Annotated in this window: 17 protein-coding genes; 11 read left to right on the top strand and 6 right to left on the bottom strand. The window is 71.8% G+C overall.

Annotated features, from left to right (window positions below):
• Nucleotides 1-5: 5 nt before the first annotated feature.
• Nucleotides 6-974: a hypothetical protein gene (locus WMF24_RS11575; RefSeq protein WP_437736451.1), complete on the bottom strand. Its 969-nt coding sequence runs from the start codon at nt 972-974 to the stop codon at nt 6-8.
• A 150-nt stretch (nt 975-1,124) separates the two neighbouring features.
• Here WMF24_RS11575 and WMF24_RS11570 point away from each other — a divergent pair, with 150 nt between their 5' ends.
• A complete protein-coding gene (locus WMF24_RS11570; RefSeq protein ID WP_437736450.1) occupies nt 1,125-4,397 on the top strand; it encodes a HEAT repeat domain-containing protein in 3,273 nt (1,090 codons plus the stop codon).
• A 43-nt stretch (nt 4,398-4,440) separates the two neighbouring features.
• Here the strand turns inward: WMF24_RS11570 and WMF24_RS11565 are convergent, their stop codons facing one another.
• Nucleotides 4,441-5,436 carry an AraC family transcriptional regulator gene (locus WMF24_RS11565; RefSeq protein WP_437736449.1) on the bottom strand — a complete coding sequence of 332 codons (996 nt, stop codon included), beginning with the start codon at nt 5,434-5,436 and terminating at the stop codon, nt 4,441-4,443.
• A gap of 246 nt (nt 5,437-5,682) precedes the next feature.
• Here WMF24_RS11565 and WMF24_RS11560 point away from each other — a divergent pair, with 246 nt between their 5' ends.
• Together WMF24_RS11560 and WMF24_RS11555 are read left to right on the top strand one after the other, a co-directional pair.
• On the top strand, nt 5,683-6,228 hold the full coding sequence (locus WMF24_RS11560) for an NUDIX hydrolase (RefSeq protein WP_437736448.1): 546 nt from the start codon (nt 5,683-5,685) through the stop codon (nt 6,226-6,228).
• A gap of 88 nt (nt 6,229-6,316) precedes the next feature.
• Nucleotides 6,317-7,246: a Uma2 family endonuclease gene (locus WMF24_RS11555; RefSeq protein WP_437736447.1), complete on the top strand. Its 930-nt coding sequence runs from the start codon at nt 6,317-6,319 to the stop codon at nt 7,244-7,246.
• 29 nt (nt 7,247-7,275) lie between these two features.
• On the opposite strand, the gene arfB is transcribed toward WMF24_RS11555, so the two are convergent.
• Entirely contained in the window at nt 7,276-7,704 is a 429-nt protein-coding gene (arfB, locus tag WMF24_RS11550) for an alternative ribosome rescue aminoacyl-tRNA hydrolase ArfB (RefSeq protein WP_437736446.1), read from the bottom strand.
• Nucleotides 7,705-7,707: 3 nt separating this feature from the next.
• On the opposite strand from arfB, the gene WMF24_RS11545 reads away from it, so the two are divergent.
• Nucleotides 7,708-7,932 carry a hypothetical protein gene (locus tag WMF24_RS11545; RefSeq protein WP_437736445.1) on the top strand — a complete coding sequence of 75 codons (225 nt, stop codon included), beginning with the start codon at nt 7,708-7,710 and terminating at the stop codon, nt 7,930-7,932.
• A 155-nt stretch (nt 7,933-8,087) separates the two neighbouring features.
• Here the strand turns inward: WMF24_RS11545 and WMF24_RS11540 are convergent, their stop codons facing one another.
• A complete protein-coding gene (locus WMF24_RS11540) occupies nt 8,088-9,599 on the bottom strand; it encodes a DUF1990 family protein (protein ID WP_437736444.1) in 1,512 nt (503 codons plus the stop codon).
• Between the two features lie 98 nt (nt 9,600-9,697).
• Here WMF24_RS11540 and WMF24_RS11535 point away from each other — a divergent pair, with 98 nt between their 5' ends.
• From WMF24_RS11535 to WMF24_RS11525, 3 genes are all read left to right on the top strand, one after another.
• A complete protein-coding gene (locus WMF24_RS11535) occupies nt 9,698-10,078 on the top strand; it encodes a hypothetical protein (RefSeq protein WP_437736443.1) in 381 nt (126 codons plus the stop codon).
• A 272-nt stretch (nt 10,079-10,350) separates the two neighbouring features.
• Nucleotides 10,351-11,538, top strand: coding sequence for an FIST signal transduction protein (locus WMF24_RS11530; protein WP_437736442.1), 1,188 nt, complete (start codon nt 10,351-10,353; stop codon nt 11,536-11,538).
• A gap of 7 nt (nt 11,539-11,545) precedes the next feature.
• Nucleotides 11,546-12,529 (top strand): STAS domain-containing protein, encoded by a 984-nt coding sequence (locus tag WMF24_RS11525; RefSeq protein WP_437736441.1) that lies wholly within the window; start codon nt 11,546-11,548, stop codon nt 12,527-12,529.
• A 67-nt stretch (nt 12,530-12,596) separates the two neighbouring features.
• On the opposite strand, the gene WMF24_RS11520 is transcribed toward WMF24_RS11525, so the two are convergent.
• A complete protein-coding gene (locus tag WMF24_RS11520) occupies nt 12,597-13,001 on the bottom strand; it encodes a hypothetical protein (RefSeq protein WP_437736440.1) in 405 nt (134 codons plus the stop codon).
• A gap of 496 nt (nt 13,002-13,497) precedes the next feature.
• Between WMF24_RS11520 and WMF24_RS11515 the strand changes: the two genes are divergently transcribed.
• Nucleotides 13,498-16,269 (top strand): hypothetical protein, encoded by a 2,772-nt coding sequence (locus WMF24_RS11515; RefSeq protein ID WP_437736439.1) that lies wholly within the window; start codon nt 13,498-13,500, stop codon nt 16,267-16,269.
• A gap of 92 nt (nt 16,270-16,361) precedes the next feature.
• Here the strand turns inward: WMF24_RS11515 and WMF24_RS11510 are convergent, their stop codons facing one another.
• A complete protein-coding gene (locus WMF24_RS11510) occupies nt 16,362-16,988 on the bottom strand; it encodes a CAP domain-containing protein (protein ID WP_437736438.1) in 627 nt (208 codons plus the stop codon).
• Between the two features lie 507 nt (nt 16,989-17,495).
• On the opposite strand from WMF24_RS11510, the gene WMF24_RS11505 reads away from it, so the two are divergent.
• The 3 genes from WMF24_RS11505 (at nt 17,496) to WMF24_RS11495 (ending at nt 22,059) form a co-directional block, all read left to right on the top strand.
• A complete protein-coding gene (locus WMF24_RS11505; protein WP_437736437.1) occupies nt 17,496-18,689 on the top strand; it encodes an alpha/beta hydrolase in 1,194 nt (397 codons plus the stop codon).
• 400 nt (nt 18,690-19,089) lie between these two features.
• On the top strand, nt 19,090-20,745 hold the full coding sequence (locus WMF24_RS11500) for a DUF1592 domain-containing protein (protein ID WP_437736436.1): 1,656 nt from the start codon (nt 19,090-19,092) through the stop codon (nt 20,743-20,745).
• Between the two features lie 9 nt (nt 20,746-20,754).
• A complete protein-coding gene (locus tag WMF24_RS11495; RefSeq protein ID WP_437736435.1) occupies nt 20,755-22,059 on the top strand; it encodes a DUF1552 domain-containing protein in 1,305 nt (434 codons plus the stop codon).
• The last annotated feature ends 224 nt before the right edge of the window (nt 22,060-22,283 follow it).

The raw sequence follows: 22,283 nt of genomic DNA, 5'->3' as shown, positions 1-22,283 counted from the left end.
CCGCGTCAGGCCGCGGCCGCCCAGGGGAGGACGCCGTAACGACTGCGCAGCTCCTCCACATCCACGTCCATGACCGCCCAGAAGTCCCAGTCGTCCATCAGGTCGACGGTCATCTTCGTGCCTCGGACGAACGCCCGCGCGATGTCGTCGGCGAGCCCCGGCGCCGCGAGCATCCCCTGCTGCGCCGGCGCGAGCAGCGTGAGCTGGACCCCTTGCTGGAGCTGGACGAGAAGGAACACGAGGATGCCGAACGGGTTCTCGCGGCGATACCCCGCCTGGAAGGCGAGCGTCATCGCCTCGCCGTGGAGATCCGTGCCGTAGCCAGCAAGGATGTGGCTGAGATCGTGGGTGAGCACGCCCTCGGGCACCCCGCGCTTCTCGCCGGGGAAGGAGAAGCCGTTCTCTCGATAGAAGGTGAAGAGCGCCTTGCCGAGGGTGCCCTCCCTGTACCCTTCGAGCGAGCGGTAGCGCGCGGCCACGGGCTCGTTCTCGGCGATGCCGGCGAAGCTCGCGAGGTTCCTGGCGAGGCCGTAAAAGCCGCCCTCGTCCAGCATGCGCCGCACGCTCTTGCCGAGCAGCGCGTTGCGGGCGATGTCGATGCGCAGGAGCAATAGCCGCCGCTCGTGGAGGCGGTGGAGCTGGCGGACCGCGTCGGGGCGCGCGCCGAGCGCCGCGGCGAACCGCTCGACCTCGAGCAGCTCGCGCTCGTCGATGCGCTCTCCGCACAGCGTCATGGCGCAGAGGCCGCTCACGAGCTGCTCGCGGAGCGCCGGGTCGCGGACGGCGCGCGCGAGCTCCTCGGGCGCGATCGGGCCCAGCGCGTCGACGTCGAGGTCCGTGTGGAGGAGGTGCCGCTGCACGGCGGCGACGGCGGCGCGCCGCGGCCCGTCGAGGGGACCGGCCGAGGTGAGGACGACCTTCATGGCGCGCAGGCCCGCGTGCGCCTGCGCTTGGCTCGGAGTGATGTAGCTCATGCGGGAAAGAATGGGCACGGGCGGGTGTCGCGTCCTTGACCGGCCGCGCCAATGAGTTGACCGGCCGCGCCGTCAGGCGCGCTTGCGAGCAACCCCCAGGGTCTCTACCCTGGCGCTCGCTTCGAGGTCCTTGAGCTCGGGGAGGTTCACGTGAGCATCGGCGACGACGACGCATGCGCGGACACCGCGAGAGCCAGCCTGGATCCCACGCCGGTGCTGCAATTCGGGGCCACGTCGCGTGCGCTCGGGCGGAAGCTCGCTCGAGCCGAGCACCGGGACGCCGCGGACCATCGCCTGCTCGGTGAGATCTTCGACGCCCTCGCGCCAGGGGGCGAAGAGGCGCACGCGCTCTTCGCCGCGGATGGGGCGAAGCTCATCCGCCTGCTCGCGGCGCAGCTGGAGCTGCCATCGGGGCGGTTCGGCGAGGCAGAGCTATCGTTGGCCGTGCGCGCGGAGAGCGCCCTGCGTGCGGCGCGTGGCGCCCTCGACCCTGACGCCACGGCGCCGCTCGCGCCGCTCGGCCGGCTCCGGGGGGTGACAGGCGCGGCGGCGCGCGCTCTCCTCTGCGCAGCAGGGATCGATCAGCCATCCCGCCCCGTGTCGAGCCGCGGCGCGGAGCATGTGGGAGGCATGCTGGCGCGCGCGCGGGTCGATCCGGGCTGGCTCATCGAGCAAACGGCGGGCGAGCTGAGCGAGGACGTCCGGGCGGCGGCCGTGCGCGCGCTCGCATGGGATCCGGTCGAGCGCGCGCTCGTGCGGGACGCGCTCCTCGACGAGGGCGCGGCGGTGCGGGCGGCGGCGGTCCACGCGCTCGGGGAAGATGCCGCCTCGCGGCCCATGATCCGCGAAGCGCTGCGCGATCCGAGCGGCGAGGTGCGGGCAGCGGCGGTGCTCGCCCTGGCCGACGATCCGGAAGCAACGCCCTTGATCGTGGCCGCGATCCGGGACGCCGAGGCGCCTGTCCGGGCCGCCGCCGTCCACGCGCTCGCCGCCGAGCCGTCCATGCGGCCCCTCGTGATCGAGGCGTCCCGCGACACGGACAGCGCCGTGAGGGTGGCTGTCGTGAGGGCGCTCGCATCGGACCCGTCTGCGCGCGCGCTCCTGCACCGCGCGCTCGGAGATATCGATATCGCCGTCCGGGCAGCGGCCTTTCTTGCGCTGCGGCTCGACCCCGATGCGCGCCCGGTCTTGCTCGGTGCCCTCCGCGATTCGAACGGGAACGTCCGCGCCTCGGCGGTGGAGGCGCTCGCCGGCGATCCGGCGGTGTTGCCGCTCCTGCGCGGCGCGCTCGGCGACGTGGAGCACGCGGTCCGCGCCGCCGCTGTGACCGCGCTCGTGGCGGACCCGGAGGCGCGCGGGATGCTTCGCGATGCGCTCCAGGACGAGCACTGGCTCGTGCGCGCCGCCGCGCTGGACGCGCTCGCCCACGATGAGGCGGTGAGACCGCTCGTGCGGGCCGCGCTCCAGGATCCGAACCCGGCCGTCCGGGCGGCAGCGGTGGACGCGCTGTCGCACCACCCGGAAGAGCGCCCGCTCGTGCGCGAGGCGCTGGGCCAGGCGAGCTACGCGGTCCGCGCGGCCGCGATCGCCGCCCTGGCCGGGGATACCGAGGCGCGCCCGGCGCTCCGCGCCGCGCTCCACGACGTGAACTACGCCGTGCGGGCCGCAGCGGCGCACGCCTTGGCGGCCGATCCAGAGGCGCGCCCGCTGCTGCGCGCCGCGGCCCGGAGCGAGCTCCTCGCCGCGCAGGCGGCGGCATTCCAGCAGCTGGGCGGCGATCCCGGCGCGAAGGTCGCGCTCCGCGGCGCGCTCGGGAGCGAGCGGTGGGGCGTGCGGGCGGCGGCAGCGCGGGCGCTCGCAGGCGATCCCGAAGCGCTCCCGGCGCTCCGCGCGCTGGTCCAGGATCCGAGCGCCGAGGTCCGCGCGGCCGCGGTCCAGGCGCTCGCGGGCGACGTCGGATCGCACCCGGTCCTGCGCGCCGCGCTCCGCGACAAGTTTCCGCACGTGCGCAAGGCGGCCGCCGATGCGCTCGCCTCGGATCCCGAGTCGCGCCCGCTGCTCCGCGCTCTGCTCCGCGACCCAGACGCCGCGGTCTGCGCCGCCGCGGTCCATGCCCTGAACGCGGAGCCGGCTGGCGAGCCGTTCCTGTATGATATCGTCCGCGATCCGAACCCGGCGGTGCGGGCGGCAGCCGCCCAGGAGCTCGCGTCGGATCCTGCCGCCCGTGCGGTGCTCCCCGGCATGCTCCGCGATGCGAGCTGGAGCGTGCGGGCCGCGGCCGTTCGCTCCCTCGCGTCCGATCCGTCAGCCCGGGTCCTGCTCACAGGCGCGCTCGCGGATCCCGACGACGATGTCCGCGCCGCGGCGGTCCGGGCGCTCGGGGCGGCCGAGGAGGTCAGACCAGCGCTCCGCGCAGCGCTCGCGGACGCCTCGCCTCCGGTGCGGCGGAGCGCGGCACTGGCGCTGGGCTCGGATCCCGCGGTACGGGCGCTGCTGAGCGACCCGGCCCGGGACGTCCGCGCGGCGGCCGCGGAAGCTCTGGGAGGCGCGCGCCCACGGCGCCCCGGCGTGCCCATCGCCACCCTCCCGACCGTCGCGCAGGCGGCGCGCGCGGTGGGGTGGCTCGCGGGTCTACCCCCGCGGTCCCCGCGAGCGTCCCTGCTCGAGGAGCAGCTCGCCGCTTTTGTCCGCTCCCCCTGCGACCTGGTCCTGGAGAGCGATCCGCTCCTCGCGGAGCTCTTGCTCGCCTGGCTGTGCGCCCGCCTTGGCCGCACGTCCGACGCGCCCGAGCCGGAGCGCGTCGTGCTCTTCGGCGAGCTCCGTACCCTGCCCAGCTCGCTGCTGGACGCTGTCGAGCCCATCGTGGTGCGCGTCGCCATGCCCGCCGAGGACCTCCCGGCCGAGCGCTCCTTGTACCCGGTCCATAACCTCATCGAGGCGTGGCGTGTCGCGCGGCACCTGCGGACCACGCGACCGATCGCCCTGTGGCTTGCCTGCGCCGACGTCGATTTCGACGACCTGGTTCCACCGCCTCTTCCGGAGCCCCGCGCAATCCACTGCGGCCCCACCTTCTTCGGGCTGCGGCTGGGTACGATCCACGCTGCGCCATCGGAGCTTCCGATCGAGCTCCTCGCCTCCACGAACGCCGCGGAGCGGTTCGCCGGCCTCTCCGACGAGGCGCGCGCGCCGATCCTCCAGGCGCTGGCTCGCCTCGCCCGCACGCCGGATCTCGACCCGTGGACGCTCGTCCCGCTCCTGTCGCGCATCGGAGCGGGTTTGCCGCCCGCGCTCCGCGCAGCGCTCGTCGCACGCCTGCCGGCCTCACCCGAGGCCGCGGCGGCCCACCTGGACGCGGCCCGGGCGGCCCTCGCGCCGGAAGCTGCCGCGTCAGTCGCTCCGACCGTCCGCCCGACGCGCCGGTGAGGCCGCGACGCTGGGCGTGCTCGACGTCCGCCCTCTGGCCCCGTCAGCCGGCGCGGCGGTACGCCGCGGGGCTGTGCCCGGTCCAGCGGCGGAAGGCGCGCGAGAAGGCGCTCACCTCGGAGAAGCCCAGGAGGAACGCGACCTCGGAGACGGTGCGGCCGCGCTCGCGCATGTGGGCCACGGCGAGCTTGCGGCGCGCCTCGTCGAGGACGCTCTTGTAGCTCTCGCCCTCGTCGCCGAGCCTCCGTTGCAAGGTGCGCGCGCTCATGCCGAGGGCGCGCGCGGCGGCGGCGACGTCGGGGACGCCGCGCCCCAGCGACGCGATGAGGTGGCGCTCGAGGACGCCGCGCACGCTCGGCTCGGCCGGGAGGCCGGCGAGCAGCTCGTCGGCGTGCCGGCGGAGCACGGCGCCGAGCGCCGGATCCGAGCGCAGCGTCGTGGTGTCCAGGAACGAGGCGTCGAACAGGACGGCGTTGTCGTCCGCGTCGAAGGCGAGCGGCACGGCGAGCAGGCGGTCGTACTCGCCGCGATCCGCCGGGGCAGGATGGGCGAAGGTGACCCGGTGCGGCGCGAACGGCACGCCGGTGAGGGCGCGGGCGCGCAGGACCCACAGGCCCACGACGAAGCTGGAGAGCTGGGGCGGCGCGAGCGCGCCGGCGAAGCGCTGCGAGATGCGGGCGCGCGCGCCGTCCACCGTGAGCCGCACGTCCATGGCGTCGTGGATGAGCCGCTGGTACCGCAGCACGCAGTCGATCACCTCGCGCACCGTGGCGCACTGGCCGGTGACGAAATCGACGACGTCGAACAGGTGCCCGACGAGCAGCTCGGCCGCGTGCAGGCCGAACGCGGGGTCGCGGGCGAGCTCGGGGATGCGGGTCCACGCGCGGGCGACCGTGTCGTGCGGAACGCGCGCGGTCGGGTCCTCGAGCAGGGCCGGGTCGACCCCGGCGGCGGCGAGGGCCTCGCGCGGGTCGACGCCCGCGCGCGACGCGGTGAGGACGCAGAGCCGGATGGTCTTGATGCAGCCGGTGGGGCGCATGGCGCTCGGATCCCTGTCCTATCCGATCCTGCGCCCGCCTTCACGGGCGCGCGCCGTGGCCCGGGAGCGAGGGAGCCGGCTGCACGGGGGGGCCCGGCGCTCCCGGATGTCGCGCGACCCGCCAGCGAGCCGGCGCGTGGCCCCGCTGGGCCGGCGCGCGCGACGCCGTGCCCGCCATGGGCTACGCCTGCGCCTCCGGCCTCCTCGAGGAGCGTCCGGAGCGCCCGGGCGCAGAGGTGGTTCTTCATGACGGTCGTGCGGTGGAAGGCATTGGAGCGGCGCGTGATCCAGCACTCGCCGTGGCGGCGGATCGAGGACGTCACCTTCGAGCTTCCGGACGGGCAAGTCCGCAGGTTCTCGCTCAAGAAGGAGGGGCAAGTCGTCTGCATCCTCCCGATTTCAAAGGAAAATCGCGTGATCCTGGCGCGCCAGTACAGGCCGGGGCCGGACCGGATCCTCGACGAGCTCCCCGGCGGCGGCGTCGAGCCGGGCGAGGCCCCGGAGGACGCGGCCGCGCGCGAGCTGCTCGAGGAGACGGGGTATGTCGCCGGGCGGCTCCTGCCGCTCGGCCGCCCGCTCGAGTGCGCCTACTCGACGATCGAGCGCCACGCGTTCCTGGCGGTGGACTGCGTCCGTCGCGGGGCGCAGTCGCTGGATGAGACCGAGTTCATCGACGTCGTCGAGAAGCCGATCGAGGCCTTCGTGGCGCAGCTCAGGGAGGGCGCCTGCACGGACCCGGAGGTCGGATGGATGGGGCTTTACGAGCTGGGGTACCTGAACTTGCGCGAATGATCCGGCCCGCTCCGGCGTAAGCGCGGTGTCGCGCGCGCCTCCCGCGCGCCCATCGCTGCCGGGCGCTCGTCGCGCTATGCTGCGGCCGATGGCCAAGCACGACCACGCCCTCCTCGCACCGGGCCGCGACGGCTCCGGTCGCACGCTCCACGCGCCTTCGGACGGCAGGTCGCGCGCGCGCCTCCCGCACGTGGACGACCGGCTGGCGCCGCCCGAGACGCGGGTGGAGTACCTCGACGGCGCCGAGCTCTTCGCCGCCCCGGCCGATCCGCCGCACGCGATCCAGCACTTCGATCTGACCTACGTGCTCGGCGCCCATGTCGCGAAGGACTACCGCGGCGCCGTCGACATGCTCACCCGGACCGACGAGGCCAGCGACTACGCGCCCGACGCCAGCATCTTCGCGCAGAAGCCCGACCGCAGCGGCCGCCGGCGGCTGGAGGAGATGGCGTTCGAGGTCTGCGACAAGCAGTCCCTCGCCGTCCCGACCAGCAAGGCGCGCCGGCTCATCGAGCGCGGCGTGCGGCGGGTGTTCTGCATCCTGGTGAAGCAGCGCCGGGTGCTCGAGTGGTCGCGCGAGACCGACGGCTGGCGGCCGCTCCCGAAGGACGCGGTCATCGAGGATCCGTGCCTCGTGCGCCCGCTGCCGATTCAAGCGTTGCTCGACGCCACGTCCTCGGACGACGCCGTGGCCCGCGCGCTGCTGGACAAGCGCGTGCCCGCGCTCGAGCAGGCGGTCGCAGAGGGCGAGGCCCGCGGCGAGGCCCGCGGCGAGGCCCGCGGCGAGGCCCGCGGCGAGGCCCGCGGCGAGGCCCGCGGCGCGGCGCTCGCTGAGGTCAGGGCGACGCAGGAGGCCATCACCACCGTGCTGCAATCGCGCGGGCTCGCGATACCCGCCGAGGTTGCGCGCGCGGTCGCTGCCTGCAACGACGTTAACAAGCTGCGGCGGTGGCTCAAGAAGGCGGTTACGGCGGCGACGGCGGCCGCGGTCGTCGCGGGCTCCCGGCGCAAGCGCTGACGGCGAGCGCGGCGCCGCCGCGCGCCGCCTCACTCGGCGTATCCGCCGCGGCGCACCTGCTTCTTCTCGCCCGTCCGCCGCTTCTCGTCGAGCCGCCGCGCCTTCGAGGCCCTCGTCGGCCGCGTCGGCCGCCGCAGCGCCGGCCGCTCCAGCGCCCGCAAGATCAGCGCGCGCAGCTTCTCCCGCGCGTCCTCCAGGTTGCGCTGCTGGTCGCGCGTGAGCTGACTCACGATCAGCAGCCGCCCCTCGGCGTCGAGCCGCCCGCGGGCGATGCCGCGCAGCCTCGCCTTGGCGTCCTCGGCGAGCTCGGGCCACGCCGCGAAGTCGAGGCGCAGCTCGACCTTCGAAGCGACCTTGTTGACGTTCTGGCCGCCGGGGCCCGACGCGCGCACGGCGCTCCAGCTCAGGAGCGCGGCGGGGACGGTCAGCTCATCGTTGATGTCGAGGGGGTGGGACACGGTATGGCTCGCTCTGCCCGGGCGGATGCCGCGCGCGACGCGCGGGTGGGCACTCTGCACCTAGAACAACAATCAATCACGTTGAGCGAGCGAGAAATGAACCGCCAAGACGCCAAGAACGCCAAGAAGAAGAAGAAGATGATGATGATGATGTCTTGGCGTCCTTGGCGTCTTGGCGGTTCGAAGTTCTGCTCGTTTCAGGCGGGTTCAACCCGTTTGTTGCTCTAGCACATGCTGCGGACGAGCCCGGCGCCTCGATGCCCGCGCCGGGCCGTGGCGGGTTGCCCCGCCCGCGCGGCGGCCGGGGCACGAAGCGACACCGCCGCCAGCCCGCCGGCCCCCCGCGCCGAGCCGCCGGCCGCCCGGGCCGATCGCGGCGCGCCTCACCCCGCGGCCATCGCGGGCGCGGGGGCGTCGTCGCGACGCACGCGGCGGAGGATGAGCTCCTCCAGCCAGCGCTCGAAGTCCTTGCCCTCGCGCTCGTCCGGGTCGTCGCGCTTCACCTCGACGCCCTCGTCCGCGCGGCCGCCGCTGCGCTCGATGACCGTCTCGACGAGCGACGTCCACGTGTACGTCTGGATCGCCCCGCCCAGCGTCTCCATCACCACCAGATCGGCCAGCGTCGACGCGCGGTTCCACGTCTGCACCTCGAAGCGGACCGCCCCGTCGCCCGCCGGCTCGGCCAGGAAGCGCACGGCGCCGGCGAGCGGGTGCCCCTCGAGCGTGGCCAGCGTGATCGCGCGCGGCGCGACCTCCTCGACGCGCACCTGCACGTGCCCGCGCAGCGGCAGGGCCATCGTCAGGGTCGCGCCCGGCGCGATGCGCTTCGGGCTCTGGGGCTCCGCGCCGACGACGACCGTCTCGCGGGGCGCGAGCGACGGGAACTCGTCGCGCAGCAGCGCGATGAGCCCCTCCGCGTCGAGCCGCGCGCCGCGGATCTCCGCGCGGTAGATCTTGCGGTGCATCGGCCCGATGCCCTCGGACGGCAGCCGCTCGGGCAGCGAGTCGCCGAGCTTGCCCAGCGCCTCGTCGAGGCGCGTCCCCTCGACGCCGAGCACGTCGAGCGCGTTCTCGCGGCCCTCGGGCACGACGTTCCCCTCCGTCACCATCGTGATCTGGTCGGCGCTGACCGGCGTCTCGATCCCGAACTTCGCCGCGAGCTTCGCCCCTGTCGACTCGATCCACGCCGGCAGCGGCAGCCGCGTCGGGTGCCTGTCGGTCATCGCCTCGAACCGGTCGAGCACCTGGTTCATCGTCGTCACCTCGGGCCCCCCGAGGTCGAGCTCGCGCCCCGCGAGGTCCGCGCGCTCGGCCGCGAGCGCGATCGCCTCGCCGCAGTCCTCGCACCAGATCGGCTGGAACGGATCGTCGCCCTTGCCGACGAGGGGCACGACCGGCAGCGTGCGCACCATCTTGAGCAGGAGCGAGATCTGCTCGTCGCCCGGGCCGTAGACGTTGCCGGGCCGGAGGATGATCCACTCGCGCGAGAACGTCCGGGCGATGTCCTCGCCCTTCTTCTTCGATCGGTGGTAGTCCGACTCGCCCCGGTCGGCGCCGAGCGACGAGACGTAGACGAAGCGCAGCACGCGCGCCCGCTCGGCCTCGGCGACGATGTTGCGTGTCCCCTCGACGTTCACGCGCTCGAACGTGACCTCCGGCGGCCGCTCCGAGACGACCGCCGCGAGGTGGACGATCGCGTCGCACCCCTCGGCGGCGCCGCGCACCGAGGCGGCGTCGCCGATGTTGCCGTCGAACGCCTCGACGTCGCCCTCGAACGCCTTCCGATCGTCGCTCGCGTGGCGCGACAGCAGCCGGACGCTGTGCCCCCTCCTCAGGAGCCGCCGCACAACCTCCGGCCCCACCACCCCTGTGCCGCCGGTCACAAGAACCTTCATCGCCCGTTCTCCTTTGCACCCATCGCTGGCCGACGACAGGCGAACGCTGTGCCAGGCCCGTCCGGCGGCGCGCCCGGAATTTGCTGGGGCACGGCCGCATGAGCCCCCGCGCGACCGCCTCAGGGCGCCCGGCGAACCCCGCGCCGGCGCCGCTCACGACGCCCGATGGGCGCTACCTGATCGTGCGCGGGCGCCTGTGGCGTCGGGCCAACCCCGCGCTGCCGGAGGAGGCCCGAGAGCGCCTCGTCTCCGAGCTCATGGCGGCGCGGCGCGAGGTCGGGCGCGCGCTGCGCGCGGGCGACGAGCGGGCGCTGCGGGAGGCACGCCGCCGCGTGCACGCGGCGAAGATCGCCCTCGGCGAGCGAGGTCCGCCGTGGTGGACCGACGGCGCGCCCGACGAGAACCGACGCCTCGTCGCGTCCACGACCTACGCGCGCTGGTACGACGAGCTCCGCGAGCAGGAGGCGTCCGTGCGATAGCGGCGCGACCGCCGTGATGTGGGTCGGCGCCCCGCTGCGCGCCGCGATCGCGCCGCACCCCGAGGCTGCGCTCCGGCGCCTCGTCGCCGCGATCGGATCAGTCGCGGTCGCGAGTTCGTGTATAAACGGCTTGAATTGCTTCGATCCTGGCCAGAGGGAGGACAGACGCCGATGCAGGGAAATGTCATGATCGCGACAGATCACCTGTCGAGCTCGCCAGGCGGCGCGCCGGCTCCGGCGGATCGGCCCGCGTGTGCGGGAGGGCCGCGCTGATGAAGATCGCCACCTCCATGTCCACCGCGGCGACGGCGAGCACGGCATTCGCCGAGGCCATGTCCGCGCTCCGCTCGAGCCTGGGCGCGGATCCCGATCACGTGTTCCTCAGCTACACCGAGCCCTACGACGTCAGCGAGCTCGCGCGCGCCACGGCGGCGCTGCCGGCCTCGGTGCGCGTCCATGGGTCGAGCTCGTGCCTTTCCGTCATGACCGGCGCCGGCGTCCACGGCGGGCCCGGCCCCGGCCTCGCCCTGCTCGGCATCGCCGACGCGGAGGGCGCCTACGGCGTCGCGGCCGAGCGGATCGGCGACGCCCCGCGCGCGGCCGGCGCCCGCGCCGCGGAGCGCGCGATCGAGGACGCCGGGCGCGCGGGCGAGCTCCCGGCCCTGCTCTGGCTCACCGCGCAGACCGGCGCGGAGGAGGACGTCCTGCTCGGCATCGAGGACGTCGTCGGCCCCAACGTTCCCGTGTTCGGCGGCTCGTCGGCGGCGGACTCCCTCGACGGGCGGCAATCGCAGGTGGAGCGCGGGCGCGCCCACGAGGGCGCCGTGCTGCTCTCCGCCCTCTACCCGTCCGGGGAGATCTCCTATGCGTTCAGCAGCGGCTACGTCCCCACCGAGCACCGCTGTCGCGTGACCCGCGCCAGCGGCAGGCGCCTGCCCGAGATCGACGGGCTCCCGGCCGCCGAGGTCTACAACCGCTGGACCGGCGGCCTGATCTCCGCGCAGCTCGGCGGCGGATCCATCCTGGAGCAGACGGCGTTTCAGCCCCTCGGGCGGCCCTCGGGCTGGATCGGCAAGGTCCCCCAGTTCCTGCTCATCCACCCGAGCACCGTGGAGAAGGACAACTCCATGACGCTGAGCGCGAGCATCCACGACGGGGACGAGCTCGTGCTCATGCACGGATCGCGCGAGAGCCTGATCGGCCGGGTCCGCTCCGTCGTCGACGCCGCGCTCGAGGCCGCGCCGCCCTCGTTCCGCGCGCAGGGCGCGCTCGTCATCTTCTGCGCCGGGTGCATGCTCGCCGTGCGCGACGACATCGATCGCGTGGCCCAGGGGGTCGTCGCGTCGCTCGGGGCGACGCCGTTCCTCGGCAGGTTCACCTTCGGCGAGCAAGGCTGCTTCACCCGGGGCAGGAACCAGCACGCCAACCTCTCCATCGGCGTCGTCCTGCTCGGGCAGTGAGCAGGTGATGGAGGACGAGGCTGCCCGCGAGACGATCGCCGAGCTGGAGCGCGCGCGTGAGGAGGAGCGGGCGCTCCGGCTCGAAGCCGAGGGGCTGGCCGAGGCGCTCCTGCGCTTCACGGAGCCGGGGACGTTCGCGGAGACGCTCGCGCGCGTCGTCGAGACGACCGCGCAGCGGGTCGGCGCCGCCGCCGGGCTCGTGATCGCGTTCGAGGAGGGGGCGGACGGCCGCGTCCTCGTCGCGACCGATCCGCGCCTGTCGGCGACCGCGTGGGAGGCCGGGGCCGCGTTCACGCGGGCGCTCGCGGGGCGGCCCGTCGCGAGCTTCGACGTCCGCCAGCTCCCCGAGTGGCAGCGCCAGCCGGAGCCCGTCCTCGAGCGCTGCGGCTCCGCGCTCCACGCGCCGCTGCAGGCGGGCCCCCTGCGGGCGCTGCTCGTGCTCGTCCATCCGGCGCGCGCCTTCTTCGACGCGCGCCACGTCAGCCTCGTGCGCCGCCTCCTGCCCGCGGCCTCGCAGGCGCTCGCGCGCGCCCGCGCCGAGGAGGAGCTCGCCCGGGCCCGCGAGCTCGCGCACGAGCGGGAGATCACCGAGAAGCTGACGCTCATCGAGCACCAGCGCGCCGCCATGCGCGCGCTGTCGATGCCCATCCTCGAGGTCTGGAGCCGCATCCTGTGCGTCCCCGTCATCGGCTTCGTCGACGAGGAGCGGTGCGCGCACCTGATGGATCGGCTCCTCGACGCGGTGAAGGCCACGCGGGCGCGCGCGGTGGTCATCGACGTCACCGGGCTCGACCGCATGGAGGCGAGCGCGCTCGCGCTCTTCCTGCGCGTGGCCACGTCGGTCAGGCTCCTCGGCAGCGCCTGCGTGCTCGCGGGCATCGGCCCGGAGGTCGCCCGGGATCTCGTGCGCGAGGGCGTGCCGTGCGGCGACGTCGTGACGTACCGCCGCCTGCACGACGCGCTGAAGGCGCTGCTCCCCTCCGCCCGGTGATCCGCCGCGGCGGACCGCCGTCTGCCGGGGCGGACCGCCGTCCGCGCGGTCTCCCGATCGCCGCGGCTCAGGACGCCTTGCGCCGCGCCGACTCCCACCCGCGCCGCACGGCGCCCTTGGCCTCGTCCCAGGTGCGGCCGCTCTTGAGGTCGTTCCACTCCTCCCGGAGCTTGCTCTCCACCCGGTCGTCCCAGTCGGTGTGATCGCTGTAGTGGCCCGCCGCGCCCCAGCCGTAGCGGAGCCCCGGCTCCACCTGGTCCCAGTCGCTGTTCGGCGTGTAGCGCGGCGGGATCGGCTGCTTGCCGAGCGCCTGCTTCACCGTGTCGCCGACGTCCTGGTTGAGCTCCTGGCCCTTGTTGTTCGTGAAGTCCGCCTTGGTTTGCTCCCAGTCGCGGCGCAGCGCTTCCTTCACGCGCTCCCAGCCGGACGTCTTGTGATCATCCCACCACCTCGGATTGCTCGCATGGTTCATCGGTACCTCCTTGTTCCGGTTGAACGGGGCGCCGGCCCGAGGGCCGAGCGCGCTCCCGGAGGCTCCGGCGATACACGAACGATGCCGACGCGGCCCCCTGCGGGAAACCTCGTGCAGTTCTCGACGGTCAGGATGTTCGCTCGCGGTCCGAGCAGCGGCGCGCGGTCACAGGGCGCGCGGCCCCCGACGAGCGCGCCTGCGGCGTCTGGTCACAGGCGGGACAGTCTGCCTCGTCCTCCCTTCCGGGCCCCTCGTGGACGTGCGCGCCGTGATCGCGGCCGCCGCTGACGCGGTCCGGGAACGTCTGCCGGCGCCGGAGGTCGTCGGGCGCTGATGCCAGCGGCCTCGTGACGCACCGCCGCCTGCACGACGCGCTGAAGGCGCTGCTCCCGCCATCGGTCCACGTGCTCGGCGCAGCCCCGGCTCGACCGGATCCCGCGATGATCCCGCGCGTTTTTCATTGCGAAAGAAATTCCATTTCACGTACTTTGAAACGATGCTGCCTGAATGCCGTCTCCACCGCTTCCTGGCTGTTTGCACCGGTGCAACAGCCGCACTCCTCACTGCCGCGTTCCCCGCGGCGGCCGCCACACCGTTCACGACCTTCGAATCGGGCCAGGTCCGCCCGGTGGCCCTGTCCAGGGACGGCAAGCTGCTCTTCGCGGCGAACACCCCCGACAACCGGCTGGAGATCTTCCGCGTCCAGGCGAATCGTCTGCGGCTCGCGGCGTCCGTGCCCGTGGGCCTCGAGCCGGTCGCCGTGGCTGCCCGGGGCGACGACGAAGTCTGGGTGGTGAACCACCTGTCCGACAGCGTGAGCGTCGTCGACGTTCGAGACGTCGCCAGGGCGCGCGTCGTCCGCACGCTGCTCGTGGGGGACGAGCCGCGCGACATCGTGTTCGCCGGACAGGGGCGCTCGCGGGCCTTCATCACCACGGCGCACCGCGGGCAGAACATCCCCTTCGATCCGCAGATCACGACGCCGGGCGTCGGGCGCGCGGACGTCTGGGTGTTCGACGCCGTCGACCTCGGCACCACGCTCGGCGGCGCGCCGCTCACCATCCTGACGCTCTTCAGCGATACGCCGCGCGCGCTGGCGGCGACGCCGGACGGCAGCCGCGTCTACGCCGCCGCCTTCCATTCGGGGAACCGCACGACCAGCATCGACGAGAGCCTCGTGCCGAACGGCGGGGAGGCCACGGGCGGCTTGCCCTGGCCCAACACCAACTTCGAGGGCATCCCCCAGCCGGAGGTCGGGCTCATCCTCAAGTTCGACGGGGCCCACTGGGTCGACGAGCTCGGGCGCCCGTGGGACGACGCGGTGCGCTTCTCGCTGCCCGACAAGGACGTCTTCGCCATCGACGCGCTCGCCGATCCGCCGCGCCAGGTGGACGGGCCAGGCGGCTTCTTCACGGGCGTGGGGACCATCCTGTTCAACATGGCCGTGAACCCGGTGAGCGGGAAGGTCTATGTCTCCAACACCGACGCCCGCAACGAGGAGCGCTTCGAGGGGCCGGGCCTCTTCGCTGGCCACAGCGTGCGGGGCCACCTGCACGAGAGCCGGATCACCGTCCTCGGCCCGGACGGCGTCGTCCCGAGGCACCTCAACAAGCACATCGACTACGGCGCCTGCTGCGCGCCCATCGCGAACGGCGAGAGCGCGAAGAGCCTCGCGCAGCCGACGGGGATGGCCGTGACGCGCGACGGCGCGACCCTGTATGTCGCGGCGCTCGGCTCGGACAAGATCGGCGTCTTCGACACAGCGCAGCTCGAGAACGACACGTTCGTGCCCAGCAGCGCGGCTCAGATCCACGTCCCCGGGGGCGGCCCGACCGGCCTCGTGCTCGACGAGGGCAGGCACCGGCTCTATGTGCTCACGCGCTTCGACAACGCGATCTCGGTCATCGACACGCGGACCCGCAGCGAGGTCCAGCACGTGCCGATGCACAACCCGGAGCCCCCGAGCGTCGTCCGGGGCCGCCGCTTCCTCTACGACGCGTCGCTGAGCTCGAGCCACGGCGACTCGTCGTGCGCGAGCTGCCATATCTTCGGCGACCTCGACAGCCTCGCGTGGGATCTCGGGAACCCGGACGGCACCGCGCTGGAGAACCCGGGGCCGTTCTGCACCGATCTCTTCGGCCAGGACCCGACCCTCCATCCGATGAAGGGGCCGATGACGACCCAGAGCCTGCGCGGCATGGCCAACCACGGGCCGATGCACTGGCGCGGCGACCGGACGGGCGGTCATGATGCTCCCACATCCCAGCCGGACAGCGGCGTGTTCGACGAGCGGGCGGCGTTCAAGAAGTTCCGGACGTCGTTCGTCGATCTGCTGGGGCGGGACGAGCCGCTCTCGGACGAGGAGATGGATGCCTTCGCGGACTTCATCCTCCAGGTCACCTATCCGCCCAACCCCATCCGGGCGCTCGACGACTCGCTCACGCCCGATCAGCTCGCGGGGCGCGACTTCTTCGGGGGGCCCGTCTCGAGCATCCTCGGCGCGTCGTGCATCGGGTGTCACGTCGTCGACCCCGGCGCCAACCCCGACGACTTCGCCCCGGGCTTCTTCGGCAGCGACGGCGGCTCGGCCAACGCCAACGAGTCCCAGATCTTCAAGGTCCCGCACCTGCGCAATCAGTACCAGAAGATAGGGATGTTCGGCATGGCGGAGTCGTTCGTGTTCCCGTTCGGCGGCTCGAACGCGCACATGGGCGACCAGGTCCGCGGCTTCGGGTTCCTCCACGACGGCGCGGTCGACACGCTCTTTCGCTTCAACTCGTTCTCTGATTTCGTCCAGATCCCGGAGAACCCCGGCGGCTTCCCCGTCGGCCCCGAGGGAGACCTCCTGAAGCACCAGGTGGCGGCGTACATGCTCGCGCTCGAATCGAACCTGAAGCCGATCGTGGGCCAGCAGATCACGCTGACGTCATCGAACGCGGCGGTGGCCGGTCCGCGCATCGATCTGCTCGTGGCGCGCGCCGATGCCGGCGATTGCGATCTCGTGGTCAAGGGCTGGTCCCACGGCGACGAGCTCGGCTTTCTGTACACCGGGAGCGGCCGGTTCGATGCCGACCGCGCGTGCGAGCCGTGGCGGTCGGACGCCGAGCTCCGCCTGCTCGCCGGGGGGCGCCGCGGCGAGCTGACGTACACGTGCGTGCCGCCCGGATCGGGGGAGCGAATCGGCATCGATCGCGACGGCGACGGCTTCCGCGACGGCGACGAGCGGGACGCGGGCAGCGACCCGGCCGACCCGACGAGCGTCCCCTGACGCGATAGAAGTTACGAGGCGCCCCCGCGCCAAGACATCCGGGGTGAGCGCGACGACGAGAAGTTCAAGGAGAAGGCCACCAGCCCGCGCTCTCAGCGCGTGAAGTTCTGGACGGCCCAGACTTTGCCGCTGCTCGTCGTGTAGAAGCCGCAGGCGACCTGGGTGACGGAGTCGTCGGTCATGTTGATGAAGTGGCCGTGCATTTCGTAGCAGTCGCCGGTGCAGTCTGCGGTGGGTGGCGGGCCTTCGTCCCACATCTGTTGCATGCACAGGCCGATGACTTGCTTGTCGGAGGAGTAGCCAGGGCAGGAGTTTTGCGAGCCGCCGGGCTCACAGATTCTTGCTCCGATGCCGGCGTGAGCCATGTTGTGATCGGCGTCGTATTTCGCCATCTCGTTGGCGCAGGCTTCGCCGTCTTCGCGGCGCTTCAGCGCCGGCAGGCAAGCGCACTGCGTGAGGAACTGGTTGATGCGATCGACGCAGTCTTGCGCGAGATCGCCGGTGCTCGGCGGTGGGTCCAGCTTGCAGGCGAGGTTCTTGACGCAGGCACCGCCGCCGCCGGCTCCGCCGGCTCCGCCGCTCGCTCCGCCGGCTCCGCCGCTCGCCCCGCCGGCTCCGCCATTCGCTCCGCCAGCTCCTGCCGACGCTCCGCCGCTCGCCGTGCCCGCGCTTTCCGAGGTGCCGCCGGCTGGCTCGCCGCCCGTCGACGCTCCGCCCATCGCGGCTCCTCCTGTCGTTGTGCCGCCGTTCGTCGCATTGCCGCCGGGGCTCGTCGCGCCTCCGTTTGGTTGGGTGACGCCGCCAGTGCCGCTCGTGCCCGGGGCGCCCGCGGCGGCGCCGCCTGCGCCTCCCGAGCCGCCGGCCTCGTCTGGCGAGCTGGAGCAAGCGAATGCGAACGCGAGCACGCTGAAGGAAGCGATACGCATACCTGCAACTGTGGAGCTGCTGCGACCAACCGATCAAGTAAAAAGCAGGAGGAGGCGACGTGCTCGAGAAATTCCGCTGCGTTGGGACGAGGTTCGCTTCCAAGCGCTCGCTTCGTTACGGAGAGATCGCCGCAGAAGGATACCGCCTGCTGGCATGCATGCCGCGTCGCGGCTGGGAGGCATGCCGTGTCGCGGCGAGCAGCAGGCTCACGCTGCGACAGAAAAACTTCGCTCCGGCACGATTCGCTCTCGTGGTGAGCCGGCCCGAGGGCGATCCGCTACTGAATCCGAGGAGGATCCATGACCCGCTCCACCCCATGCAGTATCTCGCTGCTTGTCGCGCTTTCAATCGCTGCTTGCGGGCCCGACAACGACGCCGCCGACGGCTCGGGCGGCAGCGGAGGAAAAGGAAACAGCAGCTCTTCGAGCAGCAGCAGCTCTTCGAGCAGCAGCAGCTCTTCGAGCAGCAGCGGCAGCACCTCGGGCACGGGCGGCACGGACGACCCGGGCCCGAACGGCGGGGGAGGACAGGGCGGGACGATCGATCCGGTCGGCACCGAAGGCGACGGCGATTTCGAGATCGGGCCTGACTACCAGGACGCCCCGGAGATCAGGAGGATCGACGGCGTTCCCCAGGGGCGGACGTTCACGTTTTCCCTGCCGTCCCGGGAGAGCGAAATCTTCACCGGCCACGATCCAACCTTGAACGACAACGCCAAAGGAGATTTCAACCGCCGCGTGGAGGTCGCGATCCCCGCGACGTACGTCGACGGCGAGGAGGCGCCGTTCATGGTCGTCCAGGACGCGCGCGACAGGAACGAGATCATCAACACGATCAACAACCTCGTCGCGGACCCGAACAACGGTTTCCCGAGCGTCATCGCCATCTTCGCCGCGAGCGGAGGGGGCGACTCGTACGGCAGCGAGCGGGGGCTCGAATACGACACCATGTCGGACGCCTATCAGAGGTTCGTCGATACGGAGCTCCTCGAGGCGGTCAAGAACGACCAGGCCGTCCACGCCGCGTACCCCAACCTGAAGTTCACCAGCGATCCGGACGGACGCGGCACGTACGGATGCAGCTCGGGCGGGGCGGCGGCGCTGACCATGGGCTGGTTCGGCCACGACACCTACCGCAAGATCGTCACCTACTCCGGCACGTTCGTCGACCAGCAGAACCCCCGCGCGCCCACCGAGGCCGAGTATCCCGACGGCGCCTGGGAGTACACGGAGGGGCTCATCCGGGACAGCCCGCGCAAGCCGCTGCGCATCTTCCTGCAGGTCGGCGACAACGACCTCGGCAGCACCAGAGATGAAGCCAGCCACCACAACTGGGTGATGGCGAACCAGCGCGTGGCGGCGATCCTCAAGGAGAATGGGTATCATTACCGCTTCGTCTACTCGAAGGGCGCCAGCCACTGCGACGGGAAGGTGATCAGACAGACACTCCCCGACACGCTGCGCTGGATGTGGCGGGGCTATCCGGCCGATTGACGCATAGGAGCAGCGCGACGACCTCCCGCTCCTCGATCCGCGACGGCGGCAACGCCCCCTGCGCCGCCCCCGGCGGAGGGCGCGCTCCCGATGCGCGCGATCTCCCTGTCGGACCTGGCGAGGACCACGGGCGCGCCGAGCGGATCGTCGAAGCGGTAGACGCCGTGGGACCCGTGCCCCACGAGCCGCGGCGGTCCGGCTACCCGCGCCGAACCCCTGGAGCGCTACCGATTTCGACACGGATGCCGTCATTCGCGGCAACAAGCGGAGATGCCACCACGAGAAGCTCGACGTTTGGATCGCGTCCAAATTTCCAGCCTCACCCAGCTTCGTCCAAATTTCACCCCAGCAAGAGCGTTCCATGCCTATCGTAAAACGAACCGGTGTACTGCGTTCACTCATGAGCCGCTCGTTTCGCCTTGCGCCGCTCGCGGTCGCCGTGGCCACCGGGTGCACGGGCGTCCTGGGACCCGACGGCGGGGGACCCGAGGGCGAGGCGGCGCCGGCGGCCGAGTGTGGCGCCACCCCTGCGCTGGCCAAACCGCGCATCTGGCGGTTGACCAACACCCAGCTTGCCAACACCTTGCGCGACGAGTTCGACATCCAGCCGGCAGCGCTGTCGAGCTTGCCGAACGAGGCCAGGCTCGACGGCTTCGCCAACCAGGCCTCGAACCTGCGCGTCGCGCCGCTCCTCGCGGAGGTATATTTCGCGCTCGGCGAAGAGCTCGGGGCGCACGCGCTGCAGAACCCCGACAAGTTCGGGATCGCTTGCGACGTCGCCAGCTTGGCGCCTGGCAGTTGCCTGGACGGCTTCGTCGCCCAAACGGGGCGAAAGCTCTGGCGCCGCCCGCTCTCGGCGGCTGAAATCACCTCCTTCAGCGCGCTCTTCGCCAAGACCGCCGCGCAGGGCGAAGGTCCTGCCGGCGGCGTCAAGAGCGTCGTGCAGGCGCTGCTCATGTCGCCGAACAGCCTGCACCGCACCGAGCTCGGCACGGTGAAGGATACCGGAGCGGTGACACCGCTGACGGATCACGAGATCGCTTCGGCGCTCTCGTACATGCTCTGGGACAGCGCGCCGGACGCTGAGCTCACCGCGCTCGCAGATCAAGGCAAGCTGCGCGACCGTACGGTGATCTTGGCCCAGGCCCAGCGCCTGTTCGAGGCGCGCGACAGGGCGGCGCCGGCCATGAACCACTTCTTCGAGCAGTGGCTGGAGCTCGAGAATCTCTCGAAGTCGGTGAAAGACGCCAGCCTCTTCCCGATGGCGACGCCCGAGCTCGCCGCCGATTTGCAAGAAGAGTTGCGCCTGTTCACGAACAGCGTGCTGTTCGACGCGGGAGCGGATCGTCGCTTCGACTCGCTGTTCTCGGGCACGTACGCGTTCGTGAACGAGCGCACCGCCCCGCTCTACGGTTTGAGCGGGGTGACCGGCAACGCCATGGTGCGTCGCGAGCTCAATCCGACGGAGCGCCGAGGCATCTTCACCTCGGTACCGTTTCTCTGGGGCCACGCGCACAGCCAAGATACGAGCCTCGTCGGGCGCGGCGCCTACGTCCGCGCAGAGGTCCTGTGCCACCGCGTGCCGCTGCCGCCCGCCGGTGTCCCGAACGCTGGCCAATTTGCCGAGCCGGGCGCCACGGGTCGGCAGAGACTCGGCATTCATGCGAGCCCGGCCTGCGCCGTCTGTCACAAGCTGTTCGATGGCATCGGGTTTGCGCTCGAGAGCTACGATGCTATCGGTCGCTACAGAACGATGGATCAGGGGCAGGTGATCGACGCGAGCGGCAGTCTGCCGCTGCCGAGCGAGGAGAACGCGCTCCCCGGAATCGTGTTTTCCAACTTCGTGGAGCTGGTGGACGAGCTGGCGCAAAAGCCGGATGTCTACGGCTGCTTCGTCCAGCAGTTCGCCGCCTACGCTTCAGGGTACGACTTGACGGAGCTCGACGCCTGCGAGAAGGAGCGCCTCGTGGACGAATTTGCGCGCTCACAGCACGCGATCGATCAGCTGGTGCTGAGCGTGATCGAGTCACCGAGCTTCATCGACCGGAGAAACTAGGAGTTAGCCATGCGCAACGTGAAATTTTCCCGGCGTGCGATGCTCCGTGGCCTCGGCTACGGAACGATCTTCTGTTCTGGGCTCATCGACAACCTCTACGCCCAAACCGTTCCGCGAATCACGCGTGTCGCCATGTTCGGCTACGCGAATGGCTCTCAGTATCAATCGGAGCCGACCGGAGGCGAGAGGGACTTCGTGCTCAAGCCGCACATGGCGCCACTCGAGGCGGTGCGCGACGACATCCTGGTGTTCAAGAACCTGACGCTCGCACGCGACCCCGGTAATGCGCACCGCTCGGCGTCGTTCTCGGTGTTCGGCCTCGGCGCGCCGACCAGCATCGATCAGGAGTTCGCCAGGTTCCTCAAGGGCACGGCGCCGCTGGCATCGCTGGAGATCGCGGTCGGGCAGACATCCGGCGACGGCGGCGTCATCCCCGGGCTGTCTCAGGTCGATGGCAGGTTCATCCCCAGCGTGACAACCCCGCTGGCTGCGTATCAGCGCATCGCGGACCGCATCAGCGGGGGCGGCACGTCCATGAACACGCCGAGCTCCGCCGAGCAGGCGCTGCTCCGCCGTCAGAGCGTGCTCGACTTCATCAAGGACGATGTACGGTCCTTTCGCGGGCGGCTCGGGCCGGAGGAAGCCGTCAAGATGGACTTCTACCTCGAGTCGCTGCGCACGCTCGAACGCGATGTCGGCGGCAGCATCCCCAGAGAGAGCTCGTGCAAGGAGATCGCGTCGCCGCTGCTCAGCAAGAACACCATGATGAACGACATGCCGGAGCACAGCCGGCTATATCTCGACATCATGGCGATGGCCTTCGCCTGCAACATCACTCGCGTGGCATCCATGATGTGGGGCGGCGGCGAGAACAACGAAGCCATCAAGTTCGGCGACATCGATATTTCAGCCTGGCACTCCGTCTCACACGGCGATCCGGACGGCGCTCCGGGACGACAGATCACCCGGCTCCAGGCCTATTTCGCGGGAGAGTTCCGCTATTTCGTCGAGAAGCTGAAGAGCCTCGCCGACGGCGAGTTCTCGCTGCTCGACAACACCGCAGCGGTTCTTTGCACCCAGAACGGCAGCAGCCAGCTGGGCTCGGCCCAGAACTTCGCCGAGACCGACCACCCGCCCCAACACGCACCTTTCGTGGTTGCCGGCAGCTGTGGAGGTGCTTGGAAGACCGGGCGCCTGCTCGACGCCGGCGGGCGCAATCACAACGACGTTTATGTCAGCATCGCCCGGGCGATCGGCATGGACGTGACGTCTGTCGGCCGCGCTGCCTGGTGTCGAGGTCCGCTCATCACATAGCTGGGGGCCAATCGCGGCGCGGCAACGGCAGTGCCGTGCTACGACACCCGGGGGGCGCTCCGGCTCACCGCGCAGCGCGCGCGCTCCGCCTGTCATGCCTGCGGCGACGGCGGGTGGAGCTCCTGCCGCTCGTGGTGCGGCACGCGTCGAGGCGCGGGAGGATCTCCAGGCCAACCGGCGCGTGCAGCGTGGCCGTACGGTGGGACGTCGTCTCCGTACATTCT

The sequence above is a fragment of the Sorangium sp. So ce1335 genome, assembly GCF_051521615.1.
Classification (GTDB): domain Bacteria; phylum Myxococcota_A; class Polyangia; order Polyangiales; family Polyangiaceae; genus Sorangium.
The sequence above is the reverse complement of the archived record's forward strand: the minus strand, read 5'-3'. Positions and strand labels throughout refer to the sequence as shown.